At 58.8% G+C, this 23,840-nt stretch carries 28 protein-coding genes; 12 read left to right on the forward strand and 16 right to left on the reverse strand.

Annotated elements, in window-relative coordinates; translation table 11 throughout:
- Positions 1-55: 55 nt before the first annotated feature.
- Positions 56-823, forward strand: coding sequence for a DODA-type extradiol aromatic ring-opening family dioxygenase (locus AACY18_RS10225; protein ID WP_339464802.1), 768 nt, complete (start codon positions 56-58; stop codon positions 821-823).
- 116 nt (positions 824-939) lie between these two features.
- Here AACY18_RS10225 and AACY18_RS10230 read toward each other — a convergent pair whose 3' ends face one another.
- Positions 940-2,613: a DEAD/DEAH box helicase gene (locus AACY18_RS10230; protein ID WP_008088238.1), complete on the reverse strand. Its 1,674-nt coding sequence runs from the start codon at positions 2,611-2,613 to the stop codon at positions 940-942.
- A 422-nt stretch (positions 2,614-3,035) separates the two neighbouring features.
- Between AACY18_RS10230 and AACY18_RS10235 the strand changes: the two genes are divergently transcribed.
- A complete protein-coding gene (locus tag AACY18_RS10235; protein WP_339431198.1) occupies positions 3,036-3,827 on the forward strand; it encodes a crotonase/enoyl-CoA hydratase family protein in 792 nt (263 codons plus the stop codon).
- A gap of 109 nt (positions 3,828-3,936) precedes the next feature.
- Here the strand turns inward: AACY18_RS10235 and AACY18_RS10240 are convergent, their stop codons facing one another.
- The gene (locus AACY18_RS10240; protein ID WP_339431197.1) at positions 3,937-4,692 is read right to left on the reverse strand and encodes a spermidine synthase; all 756 of its coding nucleotides are present in this window, start codon (positions 4,690-4,692) and stop codon (positions 3,937-3,939) included.
- A gap of 151 nt (positions 4,693-4,843) precedes the next feature.
- Between AACY18_RS10240 and AACY18_RS10245 the strand changes: the two genes are divergently transcribed.
- On the forward strand, positions 4,844-6,190 hold the full coding sequence (locus AACY18_RS10245) for a class II 3-deoxy-7-phosphoheptulonate synthase (RefSeq protein WP_339431196.1): 1,347 nt from the start codon (positions 4,844-4,846) through the stop codon (positions 6,188-6,190).
- 111 nt (positions 6,191-6,301) lie between these two features.
- On the opposite strand, the gene AACY18_RS10250 is transcribed toward AACY18_RS10245, so the two are convergent.
- Entirely contained in the window at positions 6,302-7,528 is a 1,227-nt protein-coding gene (locus AACY18_RS10250; protein WP_339464803.1) for a winged helix-turn-helix domain-containing protein, read from the reverse strand.
- A 64-nt stretch (positions 7,529-7,592) separates the two neighbouring features.
- Entirely contained in the window at positions 7,593-7,808 is a 216-nt protein-coding gene (locus AACY18_RS10255) for a DUF1127 domain-containing protein (RefSeq protein ID WP_339431194.1), read from the reverse strand.
- Between the two features lie 97 nt (positions 7,809-7,905).
- Here AACY18_RS10255 and AACY18_RS10260 point away from each other — a divergent pair, with 97 nt between their 5' ends.
- On the forward strand, positions 7,906-8,760 hold the full coding sequence (locus AACY18_RS10260) for a LysR substrate-binding domain-containing protein (protein WP_339431273.1): 855 nt from the start codon (positions 7,906-7,908) through the stop codon (positions 8,758-8,760).
- On the opposite strand, the gene AACY18_RS10265 is transcribed toward AACY18_RS10260, so the two are convergent.
- Complete coding sequence (locus AACY18_RS10265; RefSeq protein WP_339431193.1) at positions 8,750-9,499, reverse strand: sulfite exporter TauE/SafE family protein; 750 nt, start codon at positions 9,497-9,499, stop codon at positions 8,750-8,752. The two genes, AACY18_RS10260 and AACY18_RS10265, sit on opposite strands and share 11 nt — an antisense overlap.
- 110 nt (positions 9,500-9,609) lie before the next feature.
- Between AACY18_RS10265 and AACY18_RS10270 the strand changes: the two genes are divergently transcribed.
- From AACY18_RS10270 to AACY18_RS10280, 3 genes are all read left to right on the forward strand, one after another.
- On the forward strand, positions 9,610-10,566 hold the full coding sequence (locus AACY18_RS10270) for a LysR family transcriptional regulator (protein ID WP_339464804.1): 957 nt from the start codon (positions 9,610-9,612) through the stop codon (positions 10,564-10,566).
- A 72-nt stretch (positions 10,567-10,638) separates the two neighbouring features.
- Positions 10,639-11,094, forward strand: coding sequence for a MarR family winged helix-turn-helix transcriptional regulator (locus tag AACY18_RS10275; protein WP_339431272.1), 456 nt, complete (start codon positions 10,639-10,641; stop codon positions 11,092-11,094).
- 301 nt (positions 11,095-11,395) lie between these two features.
- A complete protein-coding gene (locus tag AACY18_RS10280; RefSeq protein WP_339431191.1) occupies positions 11,396-11,815 on the forward strand; it encodes an organic hydroperoxide resistance protein in 420 nt (139 codons plus the stop codon).
- A gap of 188 nt (positions 11,816-12,003) precedes the next feature.
- Here AACY18_RS10280 and AACY18_RS10285 read toward each other — a convergent pair whose 3' ends face one another.
- Together AACY18_RS10285 and earP are read right to left on the reverse strand one after the other, a co-directional pair.
- Positions 12,004-12,573: an elongation factor P gene (locus tag AACY18_RS10285; protein ID WP_028619992.1), complete on the reverse strand. Its 570-nt coding sequence runs from the start codon at positions 12,571-12,573 to the stop codon at positions 12,004-12,006.
- Between the two features lie 48 nt (positions 12,574-12,621).
- On the reverse strand, positions 12,622-13,764 hold the full coding sequence (gene earP, locus AACY18_RS10290; RefSeq protein ID WP_339464805.1) for an elongation factor P maturation arginine rhamnosyltransferase EarP: 1,143 nt from the start codon (positions 13,762-13,764) through the stop codon (positions 12,622-12,624).
- 123 nt (positions 13,765-13,887) lie between these two features.
- Between earP and AACY18_RS10295 the strand changes: the two genes are divergently transcribed.
- Positions 13,888-14,295 carry a hypothetical protein gene (locus tag AACY18_RS10295; RefSeq protein WP_339464806.1) on the forward strand — a complete coding sequence of 136 codons (408 nt, stop codon included), beginning with the start codon at positions 13,888-13,890 and terminating at the stop codon, positions 14,293-14,295.
- Positions 14,296-14,297: 2 nt separating this feature from the next.
- Complete coding sequence (locus AACY18_RS10300) at positions 14,298-14,780, forward strand: GreA/GreB family elongation factor (protein WP_221729208.1); 483 nt, start codon at positions 14,298-14,300, stop codon at positions 14,778-14,780.
- Positions 14,781-14,789: 9 nt separating this feature from the next.
- On the opposite strand, the gene cysB is transcribed toward AACY18_RS10300, so the two are convergent.
- The 5 genes from cysB to AACY18_RS10325 all read right to left on the reverse strand — a co-directional run bounded on the left by cysB (position 14,790) and on the right by AACY18_RS10325 (position 18,752).
- Complete coding sequence (cysB, locus tag AACY18_RS10305; RefSeq protein WP_221729209.1) at positions 14,790-15,764, reverse strand: HTH-type transcriptional regulator CysB; 975 nt, start codon at positions 15,762-15,764, stop codon at positions 14,790-14,792.
- A gap of 113 nt (positions 15,765-15,877) precedes the next feature.
- Positions 15,878-16,381: a universal stress protein gene (locus AACY18_RS10310; RefSeq protein ID WP_221729210.1), complete on the reverse strand. Its 504-nt coding sequence runs from the start codon at positions 16,379-16,381 to the stop codon at positions 15,878-15,880.
- Positions 16,382-16,479: 98 nt separating this feature from the next.
- On the reverse strand, positions 16,480-17,385 hold the full coding sequence (locus tag AACY18_RS10315; RefSeq protein ID WP_339431187.1) for a 5'-nucleotidase: 906 nt from the start codon (positions 17,383-17,385) through the stop codon (positions 16,480-16,482).
- 26 nt (positions 17,386-17,411) lie between these two features.
- Positions 17,412-18,365 carry a putative 2-dehydropantoate 2-reductase gene (locus tag AACY18_RS10320; protein ID WP_339464807.1) on the reverse strand — a complete coding sequence of 318 codons (954 nt, stop codon included), beginning with the start codon at positions 18,363-18,365 and terminating at the stop codon, positions 17,412-17,414.
- On the reverse strand, positions 18,366-18,752 hold the full coding sequence (locus AACY18_RS10325) for a thioredoxin family protein (RefSeq protein WP_339431185.1): 387 nt from the start codon (positions 18,750-18,752) through the stop codon (positions 18,366-18,368).
- On the opposite strand from AACY18_RS10325, the gene AACY18_RS10330 reads away from it, so the two are divergent.
- Together AACY18_RS10330 and AACY18_RS10335 are read left to right on the forward strand one after the other, a co-directional pair.
- A complete protein-coding gene (locus tag AACY18_RS10330; RefSeq protein WP_339464809.1) occupies positions 18,751-19,194 on the forward strand; it encodes a PilZ domain-containing protein in 444 nt (147 codons plus the stop codon). The two genes, AACY18_RS10325 and AACY18_RS10330, sit on opposite strands and share 2 nt — an antisense overlap.
- 142 nt (positions 19,195-19,336) lie before the next feature.
- Positions 19,337-20,413 (forward strand): 3-deoxy-7-phosphoheptulonate synthase, encoded by a 1,077-nt coding sequence (locus AACY18_RS10335; protein ID WP_339431183.1) that lies wholly within the window; start codon positions 19,337-19,339, stop codon positions 20,411-20,413.
- Positions 20,414-20,477: 64 nt separating this feature from the next.
- On the opposite strand, the gene AACY18_RS10340 is transcribed toward AACY18_RS10335, so the two are convergent.
- The gene (locus tag AACY18_RS10340) at positions 20,478-20,759 is read right to left on the reverse strand and encodes a GNAT family N-acetyltransferase (protein WP_003226804.1); all 282 of its coding nucleotides are present in this window, start codon (positions 20,757-20,759) and stop codon (positions 20,478-20,480) included.
- A gap of 639 nt (positions 20,760-21,398) precedes the next feature.
- Between AACY18_RS10340 and oprI the strand changes: the two genes are divergently transcribed.
- Entirely contained in the window at positions 21,399-21,650 is a 252-nt protein-coding gene (gene oprI / locus AACY18_RS10345; protein WP_002553018.1) for an outer membrane lipoprotei OprI, read from the forward strand.
- Between the two features lie 124 nt (positions 21,651-21,774).
- Here the strand turns inward: oprI and AACY18_RS10350 are convergent, their stop codons facing one another.
- The 3 genes from AACY18_RS10350 to AACY18_RS10360 all read right to left on the reverse strand — a co-directional run bounded on the left by AACY18_RS10350 (position 21,775) and on the right by AACY18_RS10360 (position 23,838).
- On the reverse strand, positions 21,775-22,746 hold the full coding sequence (locus tag AACY18_RS10350; protein ID WP_339431182.1) for a L,D-transpeptidase family protein: 972 nt from the start codon (positions 22,744-22,746) through the stop codon (positions 21,775-21,777).
- A gap of 135 nt (positions 22,747-22,881) precedes the next feature.
- Entirely contained in the window at positions 22,882-23,175 is a 294-nt protein-coding gene (locus tag AACY18_RS10355) for a hypothetical protein (RefSeq protein ID WP_007955656.1), read from the reverse strand.
- A gap of 57 nt (positions 23,176-23,232) precedes the next feature.
- Positions 23,233-23,838 carry an arylesterase gene (locus AACY18_RS10360; RefSeq protein ID WP_339431181.1) on the reverse strand — a complete coding sequence of 202 codons (606 nt, stop codon included), beginning with the start codon at positions 23,836-23,838 and terminating at the stop codon, positions 23,233-23,235.
- Positions 23,839-23,840: the final 2 nt, after the last annotated feature.

Raw genomic sequence — 23,840 nt, forward strand, 5'->3', positions numbered from 1 at the left:
TTTAGATCAATGAACTGACTGAAGATGGCCCATCTTACCGCTCAGGAACCCGTCCATGCTTCCCAGCCTGTTTATCTCCCATGGATCGCCCATGCTCGCGCTGGAGCCCGGCGCCAGCGGCCCAGCCCTCGCACGACTGGCCGCCGAATTGCCCTGGCCCGAAGCCATCGTGATTGTCTCCGCACACTGGGAGAGTCACGAATTGCTGGTCAGCAGCCATCCGCAACCCGAGACATTGCATGACTTCGGCGGTTTCCCGCGCGCCCTGTTTGAAGTGCAGTACCCGGCGCTGGGCAATCCGCAACTGGCTGCCGAGGTCGCCGATCTGCTGACCATCAACGGTCTCCCCGTGCGCCTCGATCCACAGCGCCCGTTCGATCACGGCGTCTGGGTGCCGCTGTCCCTGATGTATCCCGAGGCAAATATTCCAGTGGTGCAAGTTTCGTTACCGAGTCGCGGCGGTCCGGCACTGCAAACACGCGTCGGCCGTGCGCTGGCAAGCCTGCGCGAACAAGGGATTCTGCTGATCGGCTCTGGCAGCATCACTCACAACCTGCGTGAGCTGGACTGGCATGCCGGTGCGGAAAGTGTCGAGCCATGGGCCAAGGCCTTCCGTGACTGGATGATCGACAGACTTGCAGCCAACGATGAGGCTGCGCTGCACGACTACCGTCAGCAGGCGCCCAACGCGGTGCGAAGCCATCCGAGTGATGAGCATTTGCTGCCGCTGTATTTTGCGCGAGGTGCCGGAGGCGAGTTCAGTGTGGCGCACAAGGGGTTCACGATGGGGGCGTTGGGGATGGATATATATCGTTTCGGCTGACGCTTTCGCGAGAACGCTCGCTCCCACATGGATTGATGTGAATCCATAAAACAGGCAAAAAAAATCCCCGAACCAGTCGGGGATTTTTTATGTTCGATCAATCAGCCAGGAGCGGATCAATCTTCGCGATAGCGACGCAGTTTCAGCTGCTTACCGGCAACGCGAGTGTCCTTCAGTTTGGTCAGGAGTTTGTCCAGACCATCTTCCGGCAGCTCGACGAGGCTGAAGCTGTCACGCACCTGGATGCGACCGATCGCTTCACGGGCCAGACCACCTTCATTGAGGATAGCGCCCAGCAGGTTCTTCGCAGCGATACCGTCACGCGCACCCAGCGCGGTACGGCAACGAGCACGGCCTTCGCCCAAAGGCATTGGCGCGCGACGCTCGCGGTCACCACGATCTGGACGATCACCGGTGCGCTCAGGACGGTCGCCACGCGGTGCATTGTTCGGCACCAGTGGACGCTCCTTCTCGATTGCAGCCAGGTTCAGCGCTTGGCCATTGGTGGCCTTGCGCAGCAGAGCAGCAGCCAGAGCACGCGGCGTGCAGCCGATATCGGCAGTCAGACGATCCAGCAGTTCACCGTGAGTCGACTCGGCATCAGCCACCAGCGGCGAGAGGCTGTTGGTCAGCTTCTTGATGCGCGCATCGAGAACAGCCTGAGCGTCCGGCAGACGTACTTCAGCCACTTTCTGACCGGTTACACGCTCGATCACTTGCAACATGCGGCGCTCACGCGGAGTTACCAGCAGCAATGCGCGACCTTCGCGACCGGCACGACCCGTACGGCCGATACGGTGAACGTAGGACTCTGGATCGTACGGCATGTCCACGTTGAAAACGTGAGTGATGCGCGGAACGTCCAGACCACGAGCAGCAACGTCGGTCGCAACAACGATGTCCAGACGGCCATCCTTGAGCGAGTCGATAACGCGCTCACGCTGGTTCTGGGCGATGTCACCGTTCAGCGCAGCGGCTTTGTAGCCTTTGGCGTCGAGGGCACTGGCCAGATCCAGGGTCGCTTGCTTGGTGCGCACGAACATGATCAGAGCGTCGAAATCTTCCACTTCCAGCAAGCTGAGAACGGCCGAAGTCTTCTGGTCAGCGTGAACCAACAGGTGAGCCTGTTCGATCGCGGTAACGGTTTGGGTCTTGGTCTGGATCTTGACGTGTTGCGGATCGCGCAGGTGGCGTTCGGCAATGGCGCGGATCGACTGCGGCAGGGTAGCCGAGAACAAAACGGTCTGACGGGTCGCTGGCAGAGCCTTGAAGATGACTTCCAGGTCATCCATGAAGCCCAGTTTCAACATTTCGTCAGCTTCGTCGAGAACCAGGTGGTTCACGGTCGACAGCACTTTCTCGTCGCGACGCAGGTGGTCGCACAGACGGCCCGGAGTGGCGACAACGATCTGTGCGCCGTTACGGATTGCTTTCAGTTGCGGGCCCATCGGCGCGCCGCCGTAAACGGCGACAACGGTGACGCCTGGCATTTGCTTGGCGTAGGTTTCAAAAGCGGTTGCTACTTGCAGCGCCAACTCTCGGGTTGGCGCCAGGATCAGGGCTTGCGGTTCGCGCTTGGCAGGATCGATGCGGTGCAGAATAGGCAGTGCGAACGCGGCGGTTTTACCGGTACCGGTTTGCGCCTGGCCAATCATGTCCTGGCCGGCCATGATGATCGGGATCGATTGCTGCTGAATCGCCGAAGGCTCTTCGTAGCCGGTCGCTGCGACGGCTGCAAGAATATTCGGATTAAGATTAAAAGCGGCGAATCCGCCGGTTTCCTGGGTCATGGGTCTGCCTCTAAGTGCATCCGCAAAGACCCATGCTCCAAAGCTGCGCATGCCGTGTTGAGACTCAAGAGTCGCCCTGGCAGCTTTGTCGGCGGGGATTTGCGAAAACGAATGAATGAGAAAAAGAATCGTCCGGGAAGAGCCCGCAATGCGGACGTGCAGCCGAAGCTGACTTCGGGAAATTGCGCTACCTAAACGCGGCCCGGTTAAAGGCCGGCGCGCACTATACCGGATTTTGCCCAAAAAGGGAGCTTTTTTTATCGCCTGAATCCGTGCGTCACCGCTGTGTAATGGGGTTTTGCGGATAATCGCGCCAAGGTCTATTTTTCAAAGGCCCGGCCCTACGGGTGATGACGCTAAAACGATTCACCGATGTGCGGCATACCGTCGCTGCCCCGCCCTTCCTGCCTGAGGATTTAGCCATGAACCAGCCCTGCCCCGGCCGCGTCAGCCGAGAACGTCGTGGTCATGTCCACCTGATCGGCCTCGACCGAGCGGCCAAGCGCAATGCGTTCGACCTCGACCTGCTCAATGAGCTGAGCCTGGCCTACGGCGAGTTCGAGGCGGATAGCGAGGCGCGGGTAGCGGTGGTGTTCGGGCATGGCGAACACTTTACCGCCGGTCTGGATCTGGTCAATGCCAGCGCCGCCCTTGCGCAAGGCTGGCAGGTTCCGACCGGCGGTTGCGATCCCTGGGGCGTTTTCGTCGGGCCACGGGTGAGCAAACCGGTGATTGTTGCAGCGCAGGGCTACTGCCTGACCATTGGTATCGAGTTGATGCTGGCAGCGGATATCAACCTGTGTGCGAGCAATACCCGCTTCGCGCAAATGGAAGTTCAGCGTGGGATCTTTCCTTTTGGTGGCGCGACTTTACGTTTTCATCAGGTGGCCGGCTGGGGCAATGCGATGCGCTGGTTGCTGACCGGGGATGAGTTTGATGCCCACGACGCATTAAGGCTGGGGTTGGTGCAGGAAGTGATGGCCAGCGAAGATCTGCTGCCACGGGCGATTGAACTGGCTGAGCGGATTGCCCGACAGGCGCCGTTGGGGGTACAGGCGACGTTGCAATCGGCGCGACAGGCGCGCTATGAAGGTGAGACGGCGGCGGCGCAGGGGTTGCCGACGCTGGTGAAAAAGTTGCTGAGTAGTGAGGATGCCAAGGAAGGTATCAAGTCGCTGGTTGAACGGCGCCCGGGCATCTTCAAAGGGATCTGAGAAATGTGGTGCTCTTCAGGCCCTCTTCGCGAGCCAGCCCGCTCACACATTTGGAATGCATTTCAAGTGTGGGAGCGGGCTTGCTCGCGAAGGGGTCAGCACTGAAGACTCAAGTCGCCGGACGAATGGCTTTGATCAACGACTGCAACGAATACCCCAACTGCGGCGCCAGTGCTTCGGCCCGGGCCGTCAGCGCCTGCATGTCCAGTGCCTGATCGAGATCCGCCGGGACAATCAGAATTACATTGCCCTCCTTCACCGGCAACTCCCAGTAATGCCGGTGATAGAGCCCGCGCAACAACGCCGCACCCAGCGGCTTGCCGTCATCGGTGGCCCACTGATTGATCACCAGCCAGCCGCCCGGATTCAGACGCTTCTGACAGTCACCCAGGAAACGCCAGGCAAGGTGCCCGACGCCCGGCCCGACATCGGTATAGAGGTCGACAAAAATCAGATCCGCCGGCTCGGCGGTTGGCAGCAACTCGAGCGCATCGCCAACGCGAATGTACAGACGCGGATCATCATCCAGCCCAAGGTATTCAACGGCCAGACGCGGCACATCGGGACGCAGCTCAATCGCTTCGACATCCTCCAGAGGCAGGAACCTGAGGCAGGCCTGAGTCAGCGTACCGGCGCCCAGTCCGAGGAACAGCGCACTCTCCGGGCGCTCATGGCACAACGCGCCAATCAGCATCGCCCGGGTGTAGTCGTATTCCAGCCAGCTCGGATCAGCGGTGAACACACAGCTCTGCTCGATTGCATCGCCGAATTCGAGAAAGCGGTAATCCGCCACTTCCAGCACGCGAATCACGCCGAACTCATCCTGTACTTCGGCGAGCAGATGCTCGACGCGCTCCTCAGTCATTTCGTCTCCTGATGGTCACCGGGCGCGGTGACGCGATGGCACCGCTTTGGCGCCGTGGCAAAGAGGCGATTGTCGGCGAAGGGGCAGGAACAGGTCACGCACTAATTTGCTGATACCATGGCCTTCCGTGCGTAGAACCTTAGAGACCGTGATGAACCAACCCTGGAGCCCTGAAAGCTGGCGTGCCCTGCCGATCCAGCAACAACCCCAATACCCCGACGCCGCGCACTTGCGCCAGGTCGAGCAGACGCTGGCCAGCTATCCGCCACTGGTGTTTGCCGGCGAAGCACGCGAACTGCGTCGTCAGTTTGCCGAAGTGACTCAGGGGCGGGCGTTCCTGCTGCAGGGCGGTGACTGCGCCGAAAGCTTTGCCGAATTTTCCGCGGCGAAAATTCGCGACACGTTTAAAGTGTTGCTGCAAATGGCCATCGTCATGACCTTCGCCGCGGGCTGCCCGGTGGTCAAGGTCGGGCGCATGGCCGGCCAGTTTGCCAAGCCGCGCTCAGCCAACGACGAAACCATCAGCGGCGTGACCCTGCCGGCCTACCGTGGCGACATCGTCAACGGCATCGGTTTTGACGAAAAAAGCCGTGTGCCGGACCCGGAACGCCTGCTGCAGTCTTATCACCAGTCCACCGCGACCCTGAACCTGTTGCGCGCCTTCGCCCAGGGCGGTTTTGCCGACCTGCATCAAGTGCACAAATGGAATCTCGATTTCATCGCCAACTCGGCGCTGGCCGAGAAGTACAGCCACCTCGCTGGCCGCATCGATGAAACCCTGGCCTTCATGCGCGCTTGCGGCATGGACAGCTCGCCGCAATTGCGCGAAACCAGTTTCTTCACCGCCCATGAAGCATTGCTGCTGAACTACGAAGAAGCCTTCGTGCGTCGTGACAGCCTGACCAACGATTACTACGATTGCTCGGCGCACATGCTGTGGATCGGCGACCGCACCCGTCAGCTCGACGGCGCTCACGTCGAATTCCTGCGCGGCGTGAACAACCCGATCGGGGTGAAAGTCGGCCCGAGCATGGACCCCGACGATTTGATCCGCCTGATCGACGTGCTCAACCCGGACAACGATCCGGGTCGCCTGAACCTGATCGCGCGAATGGGCGCGAACAAGGTTGGCGATCACCTGCCAGCACTGATCCGTGCGGTTCAGCGCGAAGGCAAGCAGGTGCTATGGAGTTGCGACCCGATGCACGGCAACACGATCAAGGCCAGCAGCGGCTACAAGACCCGTGATTTTGCGCAGATCCTCGGCGAGGTGAAACAGTTCTTCCAGGTACACGGAGCCGAAGGCACTTATGCCGGCGGGATTCATATCGAGATGACCGGGCAGAATGTCACCGAGTGCATTGGCGGGGCGCGGCCGATCACTGAAGATGGCTTGTCGGATCGTTATCACACGCACTGTGACCCGCGGATGAATGCCGATCAGTCGCTGGAACTGGCGTTTTTGATTGCTGAGACGCTGAAGCAGGTTCGCCGTTGAATCAGTCAGGCATCTAGCGTCTGACAGGTCGCATTCGCGAGCAAGCCCGCTCCCACACTGGTTTAGTGAACAACACCAATCCAGTGTGGGCTTGCTCGCGAAAAGGCCCAATCAATCAACATCAATTTGCGCCAATGCCACCCGCAACCGCCCTGCACTCTCGCGCTGACAATTAAGCTGCACCCTCTCCAATCCCAGCCAATGCGCCATCCGCCGTAAGTTCACCGCCAGCGCCAGCATCCCCTCGTCATCCAGCCCCGCCGCCTCCTCGTGTACCGCCTGCACCGCCAATCGCCCCGATGCCCGCTCGGAACGCAGATCGACCCGCGCAGCAATCCGTTCGTTGTGTAGAAACGGCAACACGTAGTACCCGTAAACCCGTTTGTCCTGAGGCGTGTAGATCTCCAGTCGATAGCGGAAATCGAACAGACGCTCGGTGCGACTACGCTCCCAGATCAACGAATCGAACGGTGATAACAGCGCGCTGGCCGCTACCTTGCGCGGGACTTTCGGCTCCGGCAGGCAATAGGCGATTGGCCGCCAACCGGCCACTTCACAGGTGAGCAACTGTCCGGCCTCAACCAGTTCGGCAAGACGCGGACGGGCATCCGCCGGATTCAAACGAAAGTAGTCACGCAGATCTTTTTCCGTGCCGACGCCCAGTGCTTCAGCGGCATGCAGCAATAATCCGCGCTGCGCCTGGGCCTCATCAGGCAGGGTCTGCTGCAGGATCGACGCCGGCAATACCCGCTCGGGCAAATCATACAAACGCTCAAATCCGCGTCGCCCCGCCACTGTCACTTCGCCAGCGGCGAACAACCATTCCAGCGCATGCTTCTCCGCGCTCCAGTCCCACCAAGGCCCAGCCTTGTCTTCGCGGGTCGACAGACTGCCGGCCCCCAAAGCACCCTGTGCTTCAACAGACGCCAACACCCGACGAATCGTGTCCTGCTGCTCGCGACCGAACTTCGCCAACTGCTGATAGATGCCTTCGCCACGTTTGGCGCGCTGCATCCGCCACGCCAATAACGGATACATCGACAGCGGCAGCAACGATGCCTCATGCCCCCAATATTCGAACAACGTGCGACGCCGTCCCGAAGTCCAGGCCGCTTGGTCGAGCAAGTCAGAAGAATAGGAACCGAGACGGGAGAACAGCGGCAGATAGTGCGAGCGCACCACGGCATTGACAGAGTCGATCTGCAAAAGGCCCAGCCGTTCGATCAGCCGGTTAAGGTGCGATGCCTTGACGGTCGGCGGCTGGCGCCCGTTGAACCCTTGGGCAGCCAGCGCCAGACGTCGAGCCTGTTTAAGGGAAAAGGACAGTGTCGCGGGCATGAGCATCTCCTTGTCTGCTCGCAACCTACCTCACCTGAAAGTGGTTTGTGTAGTAATGCCCTGATCATTTGTGCATCGGATCGTCCCAGAATGGCCGCACCGACTCATGTTCGACGTCGGCGCGACTGACGCCGATGTCTTTCAGCGCTTCGTCACTCAGACTGGCGAGCAACTCGCGTTCGCGGTGAAGCTCGTACCAACGACTAAACTTGTGCAGCAGATCCGAGATGAGATGAACAGGAACTCTTTCATCGCTTACATAGACTTTTTGACCTTTCATCGTATTGCCCTCCGTTGTGGATGGCCCCAGTCTCGCGCTGGCGCTAAGATCAATCCAACGAATGTTTCTGATGGCATTCATCACGGAGATTCATCAATTGTCGGCCTACCCCAGTATCGATACCGATGTCCTGCGCACCTTTGTCGCGATTGCCGATCAGGGCGGTTTCACCCGCGCTGGCGAGATGGTCAACCGCACGCAATCAGCGGTGAGCATGCAAATGAAGCGGCTGGAAGAAGACGTGTTGCAGCGCCAACTGTTCGAGCGTGATGGCCGTCAGGTGCGACTGACTGCAGAGGGTCAGGTTCTGCTCGGTTACGCGCGGCGCATCCTCAAACTGCATAGCGAAGTGTTCAACACCTTGCGCGAGCCGCACATGGTCGGCACCGTGCGCATCGGTACGCCGGATGATTACGTGATGCGCTTTCTGCCGGGAATCCTGTCGCGGTTTGCGCAGTTCTATCCGCTGATCCAGATCGAAGTGCATTGCGAATCGACCAGACAGCTATTGCAGCGCACCGACCTGGACCTGTCGATCGTGACCCGCGAGCCGGGCAACGAGATTGGTCAACTGCTGCGCAAGGAGCGCTTCGTCTGGGCCGAGGCGCAAAACTTCAGCGCCCACGAACAGACGCCGTTGCCTTTGGCGATGTTCAACAGTGATTGTTTCTGTCGCTTGTGGGCATGCAATGCGCTGGACGCAATGGGCCGCGATTACCGCATCGCCTACAACAGCACCAGCCTGTCGGCGCTGATGGCGGTGGTGAGCGCTGGTCTGGCGATCACCGCCCAACTGGAAAGCCTGATCACCCCGGATATGCGTATTCTCGGCGCCGACGAAAACCTGCCGCTGCTGCCCGAGGCGAGCATCATGCTGATCCGCAACCTGAACAAACCTTCCCCGATTACCGAGTGCCTGGCCGAACACATCGTCGACGGCTTCAAACTTTAATCGCGAGCATCACCGCACACAGCACCAGGAAGCCGCAGAACAGCCCACGCAGAATTTTTTCCGGCATCGCGTGGGCAACTTTCACACCCCAACTGATGCTCGCCAGACCGCCGATGGCCAGTGGCAGGCCGATCATCCAGTCAACTTCGTGATGCACCGCGTAGGTGACCAGGGTGACGCCAGTGCTCGGCAACGCCAGCGCCAGCGACAGGCCTTGAGCAACCACCTGAGTGGCACCGAACACGCTGGTCAGCACCGGCGTCGCCACCACGGCTCCGCCGACACCAAACAACCCGCCCATGGTTCCGGACGCCGCACCAAGTACACCCAGCCATGGCCAGGAATAACGCATTCGGGGTGTCGTCGCTGGCCGCGCGCCTAGTATGCGCACCAGGTTATAGACGGACAACACGACCAGAAAGGCGACAAAACCGATGCGCATCGTCTGTGCATCGATGCCCACCGCCCAGATCGAGCCGATCCAGGCAAAACAGAAGCCCATGACGGCCAGCGGCAACGCATGCCGCAGTTCGATGCGATTGCGCTGATGGTAACGCCACAGCGCCAGCATCACGTTCGGCACCACCATCACCAGCGCGGTGCCTTGGGCAATCTGCTGGTCGAGCCCGAACCACACGCCCAGCAAAGGAATGGCAATCAGGCCGCCACCGATGCCGAAGATGCCACCGAGTGTGCCGAGGGCCGCGCCGAACAGCAGGTACAACAAGAAGTCCATCACAGCCAAATTCCTCTTACGTCAGGCGATTCATCCTACGCAGTCGCGGCTGGCAGGGAAACGCACAGCAACGCACAATGGCTATGCCGATTTCGCAAAAGCGTTGAACCGACATGAACCCCAATCAATTGACCGATCAACTCGGGCTGTTTCTCGATGTGCTGGAAAGCGGCAGTTTTTCCGCCGCTTCACGCCTTCATCCACTGACGCCTTCGGCAGTCGCTCGACGCATCGACAGCCTTGAAAGCGCGGTCGGCAGCCAGTTGTTCATCCGCAGCACACACGCCGTGCGCGCCACCCCCGCAGGCCTGGCCTTTGCCGAACGGGCGCGACGGATCGTCGCCGAACTGCAACTGGCCCGCGCCGAAGCCGTTTCCCTGAGCAGTGCGCCGGAAGGCTTGATTCGCATCGACGCCCCGGCCGCGTTCGGGCGGCGACACTTGGCACCGGTCATTGCTGACTTCCTCGTTCTGTATCCCGGGCTGGATGTGCAGTTGCACCTGATCGACAGCTTCGTCGATATGAGCGGTTCGAACCTGGGCAAAGTGGATCTGGTGCTGCGGGCCGGACAACTGGCCGACACACGGCTGGTGGCCACTCCGCTGGCAAGCATAGTGCGCATTGCCTGCGCCAGCCCTGACTATCTCAAACGCCGAAGCGTGCCAGACCATCCCGCGCAATTGAGTGAACACGACGGTCTGGACTGGGAAGGTCTCGCCCCGCCCTTTGCCTGGCGTTTCGAGGCAGACGGGAAGATGCAACTGCATCGTCCCGCACGCATTCGCATGAGCGCCAACAACGCCGAGGCACTGGTGTGTGGCGCCTTGGCCGGGCTGGGGATTGCGCACCTGCCAACCTGGCTCGCCAGCGAGTACCTGTTGCGCGGCGAGTTGCTGCCGCTGTTCTGCGAGCACGGCCTGCCTGCGCCGGAATCCGCGGGCATCTACGCGTTGCGCATGGAACGGCAAACCCATTCGCGCAGTCATTTGTTGCTGGAATACCTCAAGACCCGATTCAGCCCCGTACCGCCGTGGGATCTGGCACTCCAGCGTGATCTGGGCCGCCACTAGAACTGGAGAATTATCTGGCGCATTAAACATTCGGACGCTAGATTCATGACCATCACCGATCAAGGCTTTGACATGACATCCGAACGCGACACCTGCGAAGACCTGCTGCTGGACAATCAGGCGTGCTTCGCCCTGCACTCGACCTCACTGATGATGACCAAGGTCTACAAACCGATGCTGCAAGCGCTGGGCCTGACCTATCCGCAGTATCTGGCGATGATGGTGCTGTGGGAGAAGGACGGTCTGACTGTCGGAGAAATCAGCACACGACTGCTGACGGATCCGGGTTCGTTGACGCCATTGCTCAAACGCCTGGAAGGCGAAGGCTTGCTCAGCCGCACCCGCAGCCGTGAAGACGAACGCGTGGTGATTGTCGAATTGACCGCACAGGGCCGGGCACTGAAGGAACAAGCCAGAACAGTTCCGCAATGCATTCTAGGCGCCAGCGGTTTCACCCTGGAGCGCCTGCAGAATCTGCAAGCTGAGTTGCAGGCACTTCGCAGCCATCTGCACGACAGCCTCACCTGAATCCATTACCTCCCCCCATGAGGGAGCGGGCTTGCGTGCGAAAGCGGGGTGTCAAATTCCTGTTCGTTAACAGACACCACGCCTTCGCGAGCAATCCCGCTTCCACAATGTTTCTGCGCCAACTCAAAAATTCCTTTCAGATCATGCACTTTTAATGATTAGTGGACTGTTCACACATCAGGGCCGACATTTTTTGAAAAAATTATCTTGCGCACAAAATATTTGCGAGCTACATTCATCTCGCACTTACTTAGCGCGCAAACAGTTAGCGCAAAAAACGACACTGAACGAGGCTCACACCATGCAAACTCTCTACACTGCAATCGCAACTTCCACCGGTGGCCGTGATGGTCGCGCAATCTCCAGCGACAACATCCTCGACGTCAAACTCGCAACCCCGAAAGAACTCGGCGGTGCCGGTGGCGCAGCGACCAACCCTGAGCAACTGTTCGCCGCCGGTTACTCGGCCTGCTTCATCGGCGCGCTGAAATTCGTCGCAAGCCAGACCAAACGCAAAATCCCGGACGACGCTTCGATCACCGCCCACGTCGGCATCGGCCAGATCCCAGGCGGTTTCGGTCTGGACATCGATTTGCACATCAGCCTGCCGGGCCTTGATCAGGCCGACGCGCAAAGCCTGGTCGAAGCGGCGCACCAAGTCTGCCCGTACTCCAACGCCACCCGTGGCAATGTTGATGTACGTTTGCACACCACCGTTTGAGATAAACGCAAAAAACCTGTGGGAGCGGGCTCGTTCGCGAAGGCGTCCTGTCAGTCAACCCTTCACTGGATGCAACAACGTATTCGCGAGCAAGCCCGCTCCCACAGAGGATGAGCAACAGCACAAATCGCAGGCACAAAAAAACCCGACTCAATGGTCGGGTTTTTTCTTTCCGCAAAAAGCAGTGCTTATTTGGCACGGCCTTTGTAGGAACCGCCTTCGCGGGTGTCGATCTCGATCTTGTCACCGATTTCGATGAAGTCGGCAACTTGCAGCTCGGTACCGTTGCTCAGCTTGGCTGGCTTCATGACTTTGCCGGAAGTGTCGCCACGAGCCGAACCTTCGGTGTAGTCAACTACGCGCACGATGGTGGTCGGCAGTTCTACGGAAACCAGACGCTCTTCGAAGAAGATCGCTTCGCAAACATCGGTCATGCCTTCTTCAACGAAAGGCAGAACGGCTTCGATGTCTTCAGCGTTCAGCTCGTACATGGTGTAGTCAGTGGTGTCCATGAACGTGTAGGTGTCGCCGCTGATGAAGGACAGGGTCGCTTCTTTGCGGTCGAGGATTACGTCGTCCAGTTTGTCGTCGGCGCTGTAAACGATCTCGGTCTTGTAACCGGTCAGCAGGTTTTTCAGCTTGGTCTTCATGATCGCGCTGTTACGGCCCGACTTGGTGAATTCAGCTTTCTGAACCAGCCAAGGATCGTTTTCGAGACGGATCACGGTACCGGGTTTCAGTTCTTTACCAGTTTTCATTGCGAATATCCGAATTTGGATGGGATTTACAAAAATCTAGGCCGCGTATCATATCCAATTTAGGTAAAACTGTACCAGCGCCGCGGCAAGATCAGCCTGCAAGCCTTGTTCCAGACACCACGCTTCGGCATTTTTCTGCAGTTCTGGCCAATGATGACGGGCCGCGAGCCAGTGTTCGCCGATCGGCTGACCGGCGCTCCAGGCTCGCCAGAGACCGCTCATCGCCTCGGCAGCGGCCGGTGACAGGCCTTTTGTGTAGAGCGCGAGGAAGGCATCGAGCTTGTCCAGATGGATGTCTTCGTCCTGCTGATAAATGTGCCAGAGCATCGGCCGCCCCGCCCATTGCGCCCGCACGAACGAGTCTTCCCCGCGCACCGCATTGAAATCGCAGCACCAGAGCAGATGATCGTATTGATCCTGGCGGACGAACGGCAGCACCTGCACCGTCAGCGATTGACGAACATGAATCGCCCCGACGTCGAGATTTTCCATCCCAAGCCATCGCGCGACGTCGCCGAGTATCCGACCTTCAGGCACCAGCAGATGGGTTGGCTTTGCATCGGTTGCCAGCACATCGAGCCAACTGGCCAAACCAGCGTTCTCATAGGCAAACAGCGAAATCAGTTGGGCTTCAGGCACGCGGTCGATCCCAAGACCGTGCAGGAATTTTCGCTGCACCTGGGGATCTTGCTGAAACTGCCGACGCCGTTCGAGTAAACCTCGCTCACGCAACAATCCGCCCGTTCCTGGACGGAATCCCGGAAAGAAGAATATCTTCTGCACCGACTTATACTTCACCGATGGCAGGCCGTGGCAACCCACGACCCAGTCTTCGGCGCTGAGATAGTCGAGGTTCATCCACAACGGCGGTTGTTCCCGCTCGGCCATGGCGCTCATGTAATCACTCGGCAGTTGGCAGGCGAACGCGGCGATCACCACATCAGCGGCGTCCGTCTCTGGCCATTCGCCTGGCCAGTGTCGAACCTCCACACCTTGCTGCCATTGTTGCGCGGCGTTGATATCGACTTGCGGACAAATGCGTTCGAATGCGCGCAAGTCATCGACCCACAACCGCACTGTCAGCGAATGCTCAGCCACCAGTTGCCGGGCCAAGCGCCAGGTCACGCCAATGTCGCCGTAGTTATCGACCACGGTGCAAAAAATATCCCAGCGGGTTTTCGGTTCCGGCATTCAAGACTCCCGTTGGCAAAACACCGATTGTCCGCATAAATGACCTCATGCAGAAGAGCCGACGGCGATTAATCTTCGTGCGACAATCACCATTTGCCCGCACCCATCCGCCAGGAGGCAGCCATGCCCTACCGTCCTAACCCGCGTCGCCCCTTGCCGGTTCAACTGAGCGCGCTGCATTTGACCGGCAGCATTGCCCTGGGCATATGGCTGGGTTTTCTTGCCATTGCGCTGACGTGCTGGCTGGCTTCACACGTTCTGTTCAACGAACAACTGGCGCCGGTCGCCCAGGCTGTACAGCAATTGGCCAACCCGCCAGCCGTCCGGACACAACCAGACATTGCACCGCAGAGTCCGCTGTTTGAGCAGTACGAAGAAAGCCTGCGCAAGAACGAGCAGCAAAATCGCCTTGATCAGGCACGCAGCAGCGGCCGCAACCAGTCAAACCCGAAATGCCAGTTCTGGCTGCAACAGGACCAGACCGCGCCAAGCGAAAAAAGCCGCGCCAACGTTTTACAATTCTGCGATTGATCATGAACAAGCACACTGTCCACCAATTGATTCTCGACAAACTGCGCATCGACCTCGACATCGCCGAACGCGCTGCGCAAACCGCTTACGAAACCGCCACCCACGAAGAAAACATCGCCGAAAACAAGTACGACACCCTCGGGCTTGAGGCATCGTATCTGGCGGCAGGGCAAGCGAAACGGGTCGAGGAAATTCGCCAGTCACTGGCGCTGTGCCAGAACCTGACGCTGCGCGCGCACGACGAAAACCGAGGTATAGAAGTGGGCGCCCTGCTCGGCCTGGAAGATGAAAAGGGGCGCGAGCAGTGGCTGTTTCTGGCCCCGGATGCGGCGGGCCTGAAAGTCGATGTGGTGGGCCAGCCAATTACCGTCATTACCCCTCGCTCGCCACTGGGCAAGAGCCTGCTAGGCAAGCTGGAAGGTGATGAGGTCGAGATTCTGGTGGCGGGCACCCGGCAACAGTTCACTGTCACCGAGGTGCTCTGAGGCGGGCGCTTAGTGAACGGGCAGTTCGACGCCGTCGAACAGATCTTCCAGTTCCTGCTTGTTGTGACACTGGATAGCTTTGGCCATCACTTCGCGGGTCAGGTGTGGCGCGAACTTCTCGATGAAGTCGCACATGAACCCGCGCAGGAAAGTACCACGACGGAAACCGATCTTGGTCACGCTCGATTCGAACAGCTCGCTGGCATCGAGCACCACCAAGTCGTTGTCGAGTTTGGTGTCGACCGCCATCTTCGCCACGATGCCTACGCCCAGCCCCAGGCGCACGTAGGTTTTGATCACGTCGGCGTCGGCGGCGGTGAATACCACTTTCGGCGACAGGCCACGATGGCTGAAGGCTTCGTCGAGTTTCGAACGTCCCGTAAAACCGAACACATAAGTCACGATCGGGTATTCAGCCAGCGCTTCGAGGGTCAGCTTCGGCAGCTTGGTCAGCGGGTGGCCCTGCGGCACCACCACGCAGCGGTTCCAGCGGTAGCACGGCATCATCACCAGATCGCCGAACAACTCCAGCGCTTCGGTGGCAATAGCGAAGTCGACGGTGCCGTCAGCAGCCATTTCGGCGATCTGCATCGGCGAACCCTGGTGCATGTGCAGCGCCACGTCCGGGTATTGCTTGATGAAATTGCTGATCACCGGCGGTAGTGCATAACGCGCCTGGGTGTGAGTCGTGGCGATCGACAGGGTGCCTTTCTTCTCGTTGGAGAATTCCTGGGCGATCTGCTTGATGCTTTCGACTTTGCGCAGAATCTCACCAGCGGTGGTGATGATGCGCTCGCCGGCCGGCGTCACGCGGGTCAGGTGCTTGCCGCTGCGGGCAAACACTTCGACGCCGAGTTCGTCTTCCAGCAGACGGATTTGTTTACTGATGCCCGGTTGCGAGGTGTAGAGGCTTTGGGCTGTAGCGGAAACGTTGAGGTCGTGGTGCGCCACTTCCCAGATGTAGCGCAATTGTTGAAGCTTCATATGTATCCCTCAAAGCAGGTAGACGCCACGGGCATCAGCGACGATATATAACTATATTAATGGTTAGAATAATAAATCTAGAACTTTTTTATCAAAGCGCCATTATTCCTGCTTTAGCGATCCTCCCGCCGCCGACGCTCCACCAGTGGCACCAGATACACCGGCACCTTGGCCAATTGCAGGACTCGAGCGGCCGTGCGCCCCAACGGCGTTTCCGCGCCCACCCCGTGGCTGTGACTTCCTACGATCAGCAAATCGACAGAGAGTTTCTGTACCTGATCAAGAATCACCTGCGACGGATCGCCCTGCAGCACGCGCACCGCTCGAATGCGCTGCAGATCCAGCTCGCCCTCGTCCCCCAGTTCTTCGCGAAAACTTTCCAGTACCCGCTGCTCGATATTGGCGATGACTGTTTTCAAACCCTGGCTGTGGAATTCGTTCAACGCCTGCTCGTCGAGATAACTCTGCAACACCGATTCGGCAAACAACCCCATCGGCTCCACCGCATGCACGACGTACAGGTCGGCATCGAACGTTCGCGCCAAAGCCAAGGCGTGCTGCATCACTAACGGTGCGTACAGACCGAGGTCAGTGGCATACAGCATCGAACGAATCATATGACCCCCTCGCAAGCCAACATGGCGCAGATTTGATTCAGCTTAGCAGTGCCTTGGCGAGTACGACGTGTGACGCAACGTCTTGAAGCACCGGGGCTTTAGATCGACGGTTCGTTGCTGATGCCATGAGGCACGTGGCCAGTAGCGACGACTTCGCGGGCCAGTTCGCAATGGCCGGTCTGATCATCAAAGAACACATCGGCAGCAAAGGCCTCAAGAAACGCCGACTTGGTCAGGCCGCCGAGGAACAGCGATTCGTCGAGGCGGATATCCCACTCGCGCAACGTGCGAATCACCCGTTCATGCGCCGGCGCCGAACGCGCCGTCACCAACGCCGTGCGGATCGGGCAGTCGTCGTCAGGGAACTCGCGCTGCAGCAAATTGAGCGCGGCGAGAAAGCCCTTGAACGGCCCTCCGCGCAAAGGCTCACGGGCCGACTCACGTTCCTTGGCTTGAAACGCCTCCAGCCCGCCGGACTGATAGACGCGTTCAGACTCGTCGGAAAAGATCACCGCGTCACCGTCGAAGGCGATGCGCAACTCATCGCTGGCCGCACGGCTGGCGCCCCCGGATAGAATCGTCGCGGCGGCGAAACCGGCATCCAGTGCCGCACGCACATCCTCGGCATGGGTGGAGAGAAACAGATCGCAGCCGAACGCTTTCAGATACGGATAAGGACTGCGCCCGCCGACAAACGCCGCACGGGAAATCGCCAGACCGTAATGGTGAATCGAGTTGAACACTCGCAGGCCGGTATCGGCGCTGTTGCGTGACACCAGAATCACCTCGACCCGAGCACGACCGAGGCGACTGTTAAGACTCAGGAGTTTTTCCACCAACGGGAAGGCATCACCGGGTGCGAGAATCTCGTCTTCGTGCTCGATCTGATATTGCCGATAGGCTTCAACGCCGCTCGACAGGTAGACCTTGTGGCTCTCGCTCAGGTCGAACAAGGCGCGCGATGAAATCGCCAGCACCAGTTTGTCATCGATGTTCTTGGCCATGCCTACCCGCCCTTTCACAAAAAAACTTAAACGTTGCGGCGGTCGATAAAACCCAACGTGCGATACAACGCTTCGATACGTGGCAGCTCGCAGCCCACCGCTTTCGCGGCCGACAGTGGCCGGGCATAAATCGCCTCGAGTTCCAGCGCACGCTTGTGCAAAAAGTCGTGGTGCATGCTAGGCCAGTAGTCCGGCATTTTCTCGGTCATCGTGAACAGGTACTCGGCGTAACCGGGCGGCATGTCGTGCCCACAGGCCTTGGCCCCCTGCACCACTTCGGTCATCAACGCCTGGATCAACGCGCGGCTGTCGGCGTCGGCCATCAGCGGCGTGGTACTCGCGCCGAGCAACACCGAAAGACCGTTGTAGGGGATATTCCAGACCAGTTTCTGCCAGCGTGCCTGCTGCAGATCGGGCATCGCCTGCGAGTCGATACCCGCGGCGCGGAACAAAGTGCAGCCCTCTTCGACAATCGCCATGCGTCCGGCATCATCGATGGCCGGGCCGCTGTGGTAACCGACATTCACAGCACCCAAAGCTTGATGGGTTATTTGCCCAGGCCCTTCGCGGTGTACACAGATAAGGCACAGACCTCCGAGCAGGTGCAGCGAATCGGGCAACTGTTCACGCAGGCTGTCCTCGACGTCCAGACCATTCTGCAATAGCAGCACTTTCGCGCCGGGCTTCGAGGCTTGAATGATCGAGGGGGCAAGACCCACATTGCTGGTGGTCTTGGCGCCGACCAACAACCAGTCACACGGCGGCATGTCCTGGGCCGAAGAATAAGCCTGCACAGGGCTCAACGTCAGCGGGCCATGCACCGCACTGTTAACGTGCAAGCCCCGTTCGGCGACCGACGAGAACTCGCTGCGCAACAGAAAATGCACATCGAACCCAGCGCGCGCCAACATCAAACCGTAGAAACCACCTATTGCGCCGGTGCCGATAATCCCCACCACCGGTTTGCTGATTGTCCCCATTTATGGCAACTCCTCTGCTATTCGAACCAAGGCCTGCGCCAATGCCTCGTTGAGCGCATCGACCGTCAGGCGCGTGTGCAATGCCCCAAAGAACTCGCCGTCACGCACGACAAACAGCGCCGGCAAATGAAAGACCTGATACCGCGCCACCAGGCCACCGTTTTCGCCGGCGTCGATCCAGCACAAGCGATCCACCGTCAGATCCAAACCGGGCAAGACCTCACGGGCATACCGGCAACTGGCGCAACCGACGCTGGTAAAAATCACCAGCGAAACGCCGTTCATCGCCAACAGCCGCTGGTCAGCGTCGAAATCGGTCAGCTGCGATTCGACCACTATACTGGGGGAAACAATGTCAAATGGCCGACACAGGGAGTCTGTGCTCATGGGACGTTTCATTCCTCATCCGGACGAAGTGCCGGTTGAATTAACCTTGCTCAAGCCTGAGTGTATTTCCAGACAACAGCTGCACACTATCAGCCTCGGCGGGATCGCTTGCAATTATCACCGCGCCTGGCGCCATGGCACGGCGCTGCAAATCCGCATGCCGACGCTCAATGCCGATATCTGTTATCCGGGCTATGTGGCGTGGTGTCTGCGGCGTAAAAAGGGGTATCTGGTGGGCATCGCCTTCACCGATGAACAGGCGCTGTTCAGTGCGCGAATGGGTGAGCAAGTGTGTCAGATCGAACGCTATTGCCGAATAAACGATGCTTACGATGCCCTGCAGGATATTCAGGCGTTGGCCCTGCACTGGATCGAGCAACATGCCGACGAGTTCTCCCACGACAGCGTTCGCAAGGCTTTCGCGCAGCCATTGCTGGATTAGGCTCTGTTTTAAACAGTGACGTGCCCATTGTCGAGCAGGCGTCTAACGCGCTAAGGTTCAGCTCCCCGACGCGCTTAAATCTGCTGTGTTCCGCCGCGCGGGGATCGCTGGCGGCCGGCACCCGTGACCTGACGAGTAAACGATGGCTGATTTACCGATCAACGACCTAAACGTCGCCTCTAACGAGACCCTGATCACTCCTGATCAGCTCAAGCGTGATATCCCTCTGAGCGACGCGGCCCTGCGCACCGTCACCAAGGGTCGCGAAGTCATTCGCAACATTCTTGATGGCACCGACCACCGCCTGTTCGTAGTGATCGGTCCGTGCTCGATCCACGACATCAAGGCTGCCCACGAATACGCCGAACGCCTGAAGGTGCTGGCCGAGGAAGTCTGCGACACCTTGTACCTGGTCATGCGCGTGTATTTCGAAAAACCGCGCACCACCGTCGGCTGGAAAGGCCTGATCAACGATCCGTATCTGGACGACTCGTTCAAGATCCAGGACGGTCTGCACATCGGTCGTCAATTGCTGCTGGATCTGGCCGAGAAAGGCCTGCCGACTGCCACCGAAGCCCTCGACCCGATCTCCCCGCAATATCTGCAGGACCTGATCAGTTGGTCGGCTATCGGCGCGCGCACCACCGAATCCCAGACGCACCGTGAAATGGCTTCGGGCCTGTCTTCGGCCGTCGGCTTCAAGAACGGCACAGACGGCGGCCTGACGGTAGCGATCAACGCCCTGCAGTCGGTGTCCAGCCCGCATCGTTTCCTCGGGATCAATCAGGAAGGTGGCGTATCGATCGTCACCACCAAAGGCAACGCCTACGGTCATGTGGTATTGCGCGGCGGCAACGGCAAGCCGAACTACGATTCGGTCAGCGTCGCCCTGTGCGAGCAGGCGCTGAACAAAGCCAAGATCAAGCCGAACATCATGGTCGATTGCAGCCACGCCAACTCCAACAAGGATCCGGCCCTGCAACCGCTGGTGATGGAGAACGTGGCCAACCAGATCCTCGAAGGCAACCAGTCGATTATCGGTCTGATGGTCGAGAGTCATCTGAATTGGGGCTGCCAGGCGATTCCAAAAGACCTCGCCGACCTGCAATACGGCGTGTCGATCACCGATGCCTGCATCGACTGGTCCGCCACCGAGAGTACCCTGCGCAGCATGCACGCCAAGCTCAAGGATGTGTTGCCCAAACGCGAGCGCAGTTGATCCGCGTTTTACAGGCATAAAAAAACGCCGGGCATTCATTGCCCGGCGTTTTTGTGTGTGCTGTTCAGATTTTCGCAGCGCGGCGCTGATGACGCTCCATGTAGCGCTCGACGTAGGAGCACGAGGGGATGACCGTGTAGCCCATTTCCTCGGCGTATTGCAACGCGCTTTCTGTCAGCGCTGCGGCAATGCCACGGCCACGCAGGGCGTTGGGCACAAACGTGCGATAGATATCCAGGGTCTGTTTACCCAGATCCATGTAGGTCAGGTAGGCACGATGACCGTCCACATTGGTCTCGAACTGATGACCAGCCTGGTCATGGTGGATGGACAACGCCTCGCTCATCACTACTCCTCGCGGGTCTTGAATTTTGACCCCTACCTTACCGATGTTTTTCCGGCGAAGGAACATCTACGCCACCCCGTGCCTGATGGACAACGAGAAGAGCCACACCGATCCCACGCAATCGAGCACCTGTAAATAGTAGGCACCATTGGCAAAAATGCTCAAGGTACGCTCGTCATCAAGCGGCTTGACGGGGGGGGCTGCTCCGATGGACGCAGGGATGGCCTGGAGACGATATCTCCCGGGCCGCTCACCTGAACATTGCCGGATGTTGAGACTTAAGACGTGCCGCCTTTTATAAAGTCACCTCAACATGAACAAAGATAAGCGAAGCAGCACGCAGAATCGGAACAAGAGTATGGACGAATTCATCTAGAAAGACTTTAGACAACTCTGCAAAAACAGCACATGACAACGGGAACTTTTTCTCATTGACTCGCTCAGCGCGGGGCCTGTAGCTGGATGTTTTTTATACAGGGCAGTTAAAAGTTGCTCGAAAAAGAATCAGCGCCTACAATTTTTTTTGCTTCTTGCGCTACGTCAGTTTACTTACTACAAGTAATGGGTAGTATGTACGCCGGCTATTTCCTCAATCCGAGGAGACAGCCACTTAATTGAAAGTCCTTGAAGGGGAACACGATGAACAACGTTCTGAAATTCTCTGCTCTGGCTCTGGCCGCAGTTCTGGCTACCGGTTGCAGCAGCGTATCGAAAGAAACCGAAGCACGTCTGACCGCTACTGAAGACGCAGCTGCTCGCTCCCAGGCTCGTGCAGACGAAGCTTACCGTAAAGCTGATGAAGCTCTGGCTGCTGCTCAAAAAGCACAACAGACTGCTGACGAAGCTAACGAGCGCGCTCTGCGCATGCTCGACAAGGCTAGCCGCAAGTAATAGTCCTTCGGGATTATTATCAAGCCGACCCATTTTTTGGGTCGGCTTTTTTATTGCCGGTACTTTTGTCCTGGCAATAAAAAACCCGTCGATGCCTCAAGGCTCGACGGGTTCGGATCCGACCTTACTGCAGCGGGTCGATCGGCGTGTTCGAAACAATCGGCGCCGACGTGTTTGGCGTACCGATTTCGGTTGGCAGACCATCCTCGGCCGCTACCACATCACGCACCACATCCCAGTTCACGCGCAGGTTGTTAGTAATGTCATCACGCTTGAGCATCGCGTTGATCACCGCTGTGTGCTTGTCGACCACCGACGGATCGCCCTTGTCGTCGATCGGCGTGTGCGCCTCAAGGTAAACCTTGCCGCCACTGCTCCCGAACTTGTAGGCCTCATTGAGGATACGCACCGAGGTACCGACCGGCACCATGCTGGCCATCTCGAGCACGTTATTGTTGAACATGCGGAAACAGCCGTGACTGGTACGCATGCCGATGCCGAATTTCTTGTTCGATCCGTGGATCAGATAGCCCGGCGTGCCGAGGGTGAATTTGAAAGGTCCCAGCGGGTTGTCCGGACCGGCCGGCACCACGTTGGGCAGCGGATCACCATCAGCAGCGTGTTCAGCCTTGATCGAGGCTGGAGGCGTCCAGGTCGGGTTCGGCGTCTTGGCAATGATCGATGTGTGCGCGATTGGCGAACCCCAGCCCTCACGACCGATCCCCAGCGGGAACGTGTACACCACGTTCCGGCCTTTCGGGTAATAGTAGAGACGGTATTCGGCCAGATTGATGACAATGCCTTCACGCGGACCCGGCGGCAGAATGAAACGGGTTGGCAGAACGATCTCGGTGCCGGCGCCGGGCAACCAGGCATCGACACCCGGGTTGGCCGCGAGCATTTCCGAATAGCCCAGATCGTAGGCGGTGCCCAGATCAGCGAAAGTGTCTTCGTACTTGGCTTTGATCACCTGCACCTGACCAATGATGTCTTCACCAGGCGGTGGCAGGGGAAACTCCAATGCAGCAACGGGACCGGCCACACACAGGGCGGCAAGAGACAGGCAGCGGGCGACGGCAGGAAAGCGCGGCAACATCCGGAACATCCTTCGCATGATCAACAAGGGTATGAGCGCGCGATTGTACACCGCACCTCGGGAATTCGGGGAGCCACAAGACCTGCGGCGAGGAGGCTGGCTCTCAAGACGCGGTCAACCTATTGACTCAAGATTTTAGAGTTCGAAGCGCAACTCAGGCCAGATCGGTGAGGTGCCGCGCTTCTGCGACTCCAGAATCGCCCGGCACAGCGAGCACAGGCGCTGATCCTGAAACACCCGACGATCTACGCTCGACCAGCGCGGCTGCGCCGGTAGCAGGCTGCCACACAGGGTCCGATCCGCAGAACCACCGAGTTCCAGTTGACGGGTCACCAGATGCACCCGCACTTCCTGGCAGGCGAACAGATCCAGCTGTTCGTCAGGCTCGATCAGTTGGTAGGCAAAAAGAGACCAGGCAGAACGTGGCATTGGGGGCTCCGAATAAGGGGGCGCCACATTAGCCGAAAGCCTGCCGCTAGAAAAGCCTCATAACAACGGTTTTAGCGTAGGCCAGACATTTTCCAGCAACTTGCCCTGAGCCCCGACTGCCGGGTGCAAACCATCAGCCTGCATCAAGTCTGGATGACCGCCCACGCCGTCGAGGAAAAACGGTACCAGCGGGATCTTTTTTGCGTCGGCGAGTTTGCCGTACACCTGGGCAAAAGCGTCGGTGTAACGCTTGCCATAATTGGGCGGCAGTTGCATGCCGAGCAACAGCACCTTGGCACCGCTCTGGCGGGAGCTGTCGATCATCGAAGCAAGATTTTGTTGCAATTGAATTGGCGGCATTCCGCGCAAGCCATCGTTGCCACCCAGTTCGAGGATCACCAGGTCGGGCTTATGCTCTGCAAGCAGCGCGGGCAGCCGCGCCTGGCCTCCGGCACTGGTGTCACCACTGATGGAGGCATTCACTACTTTGTCGTCGAAACCCTCCTGTTTGAGCCGTTGCTCGAGCAACGAGACCCATCCCAAGCGGGTATCCAGCCCGAAACCGGCGCTGATACTATCCCCAACGATCAGGACAGTACCCGCCGCTGCGTTCTGGGCCATGCACATCAAGGCCAGGCCAGCACTCAAAAACCACACACGCATCG

The sequence above is a fragment of the Pseudomonas sp. EA_65y_Pfl2_P74 genome, from assembly GCF_963970575.1.
Taxonomy (GTDB): domain Bacteria; phylum Pseudomonadota; class Gammaproteobacteria; order Pseudomonadales; family Pseudomonadaceae; genus Aquipseudomonas; species Aquipseudomonas baetica_A.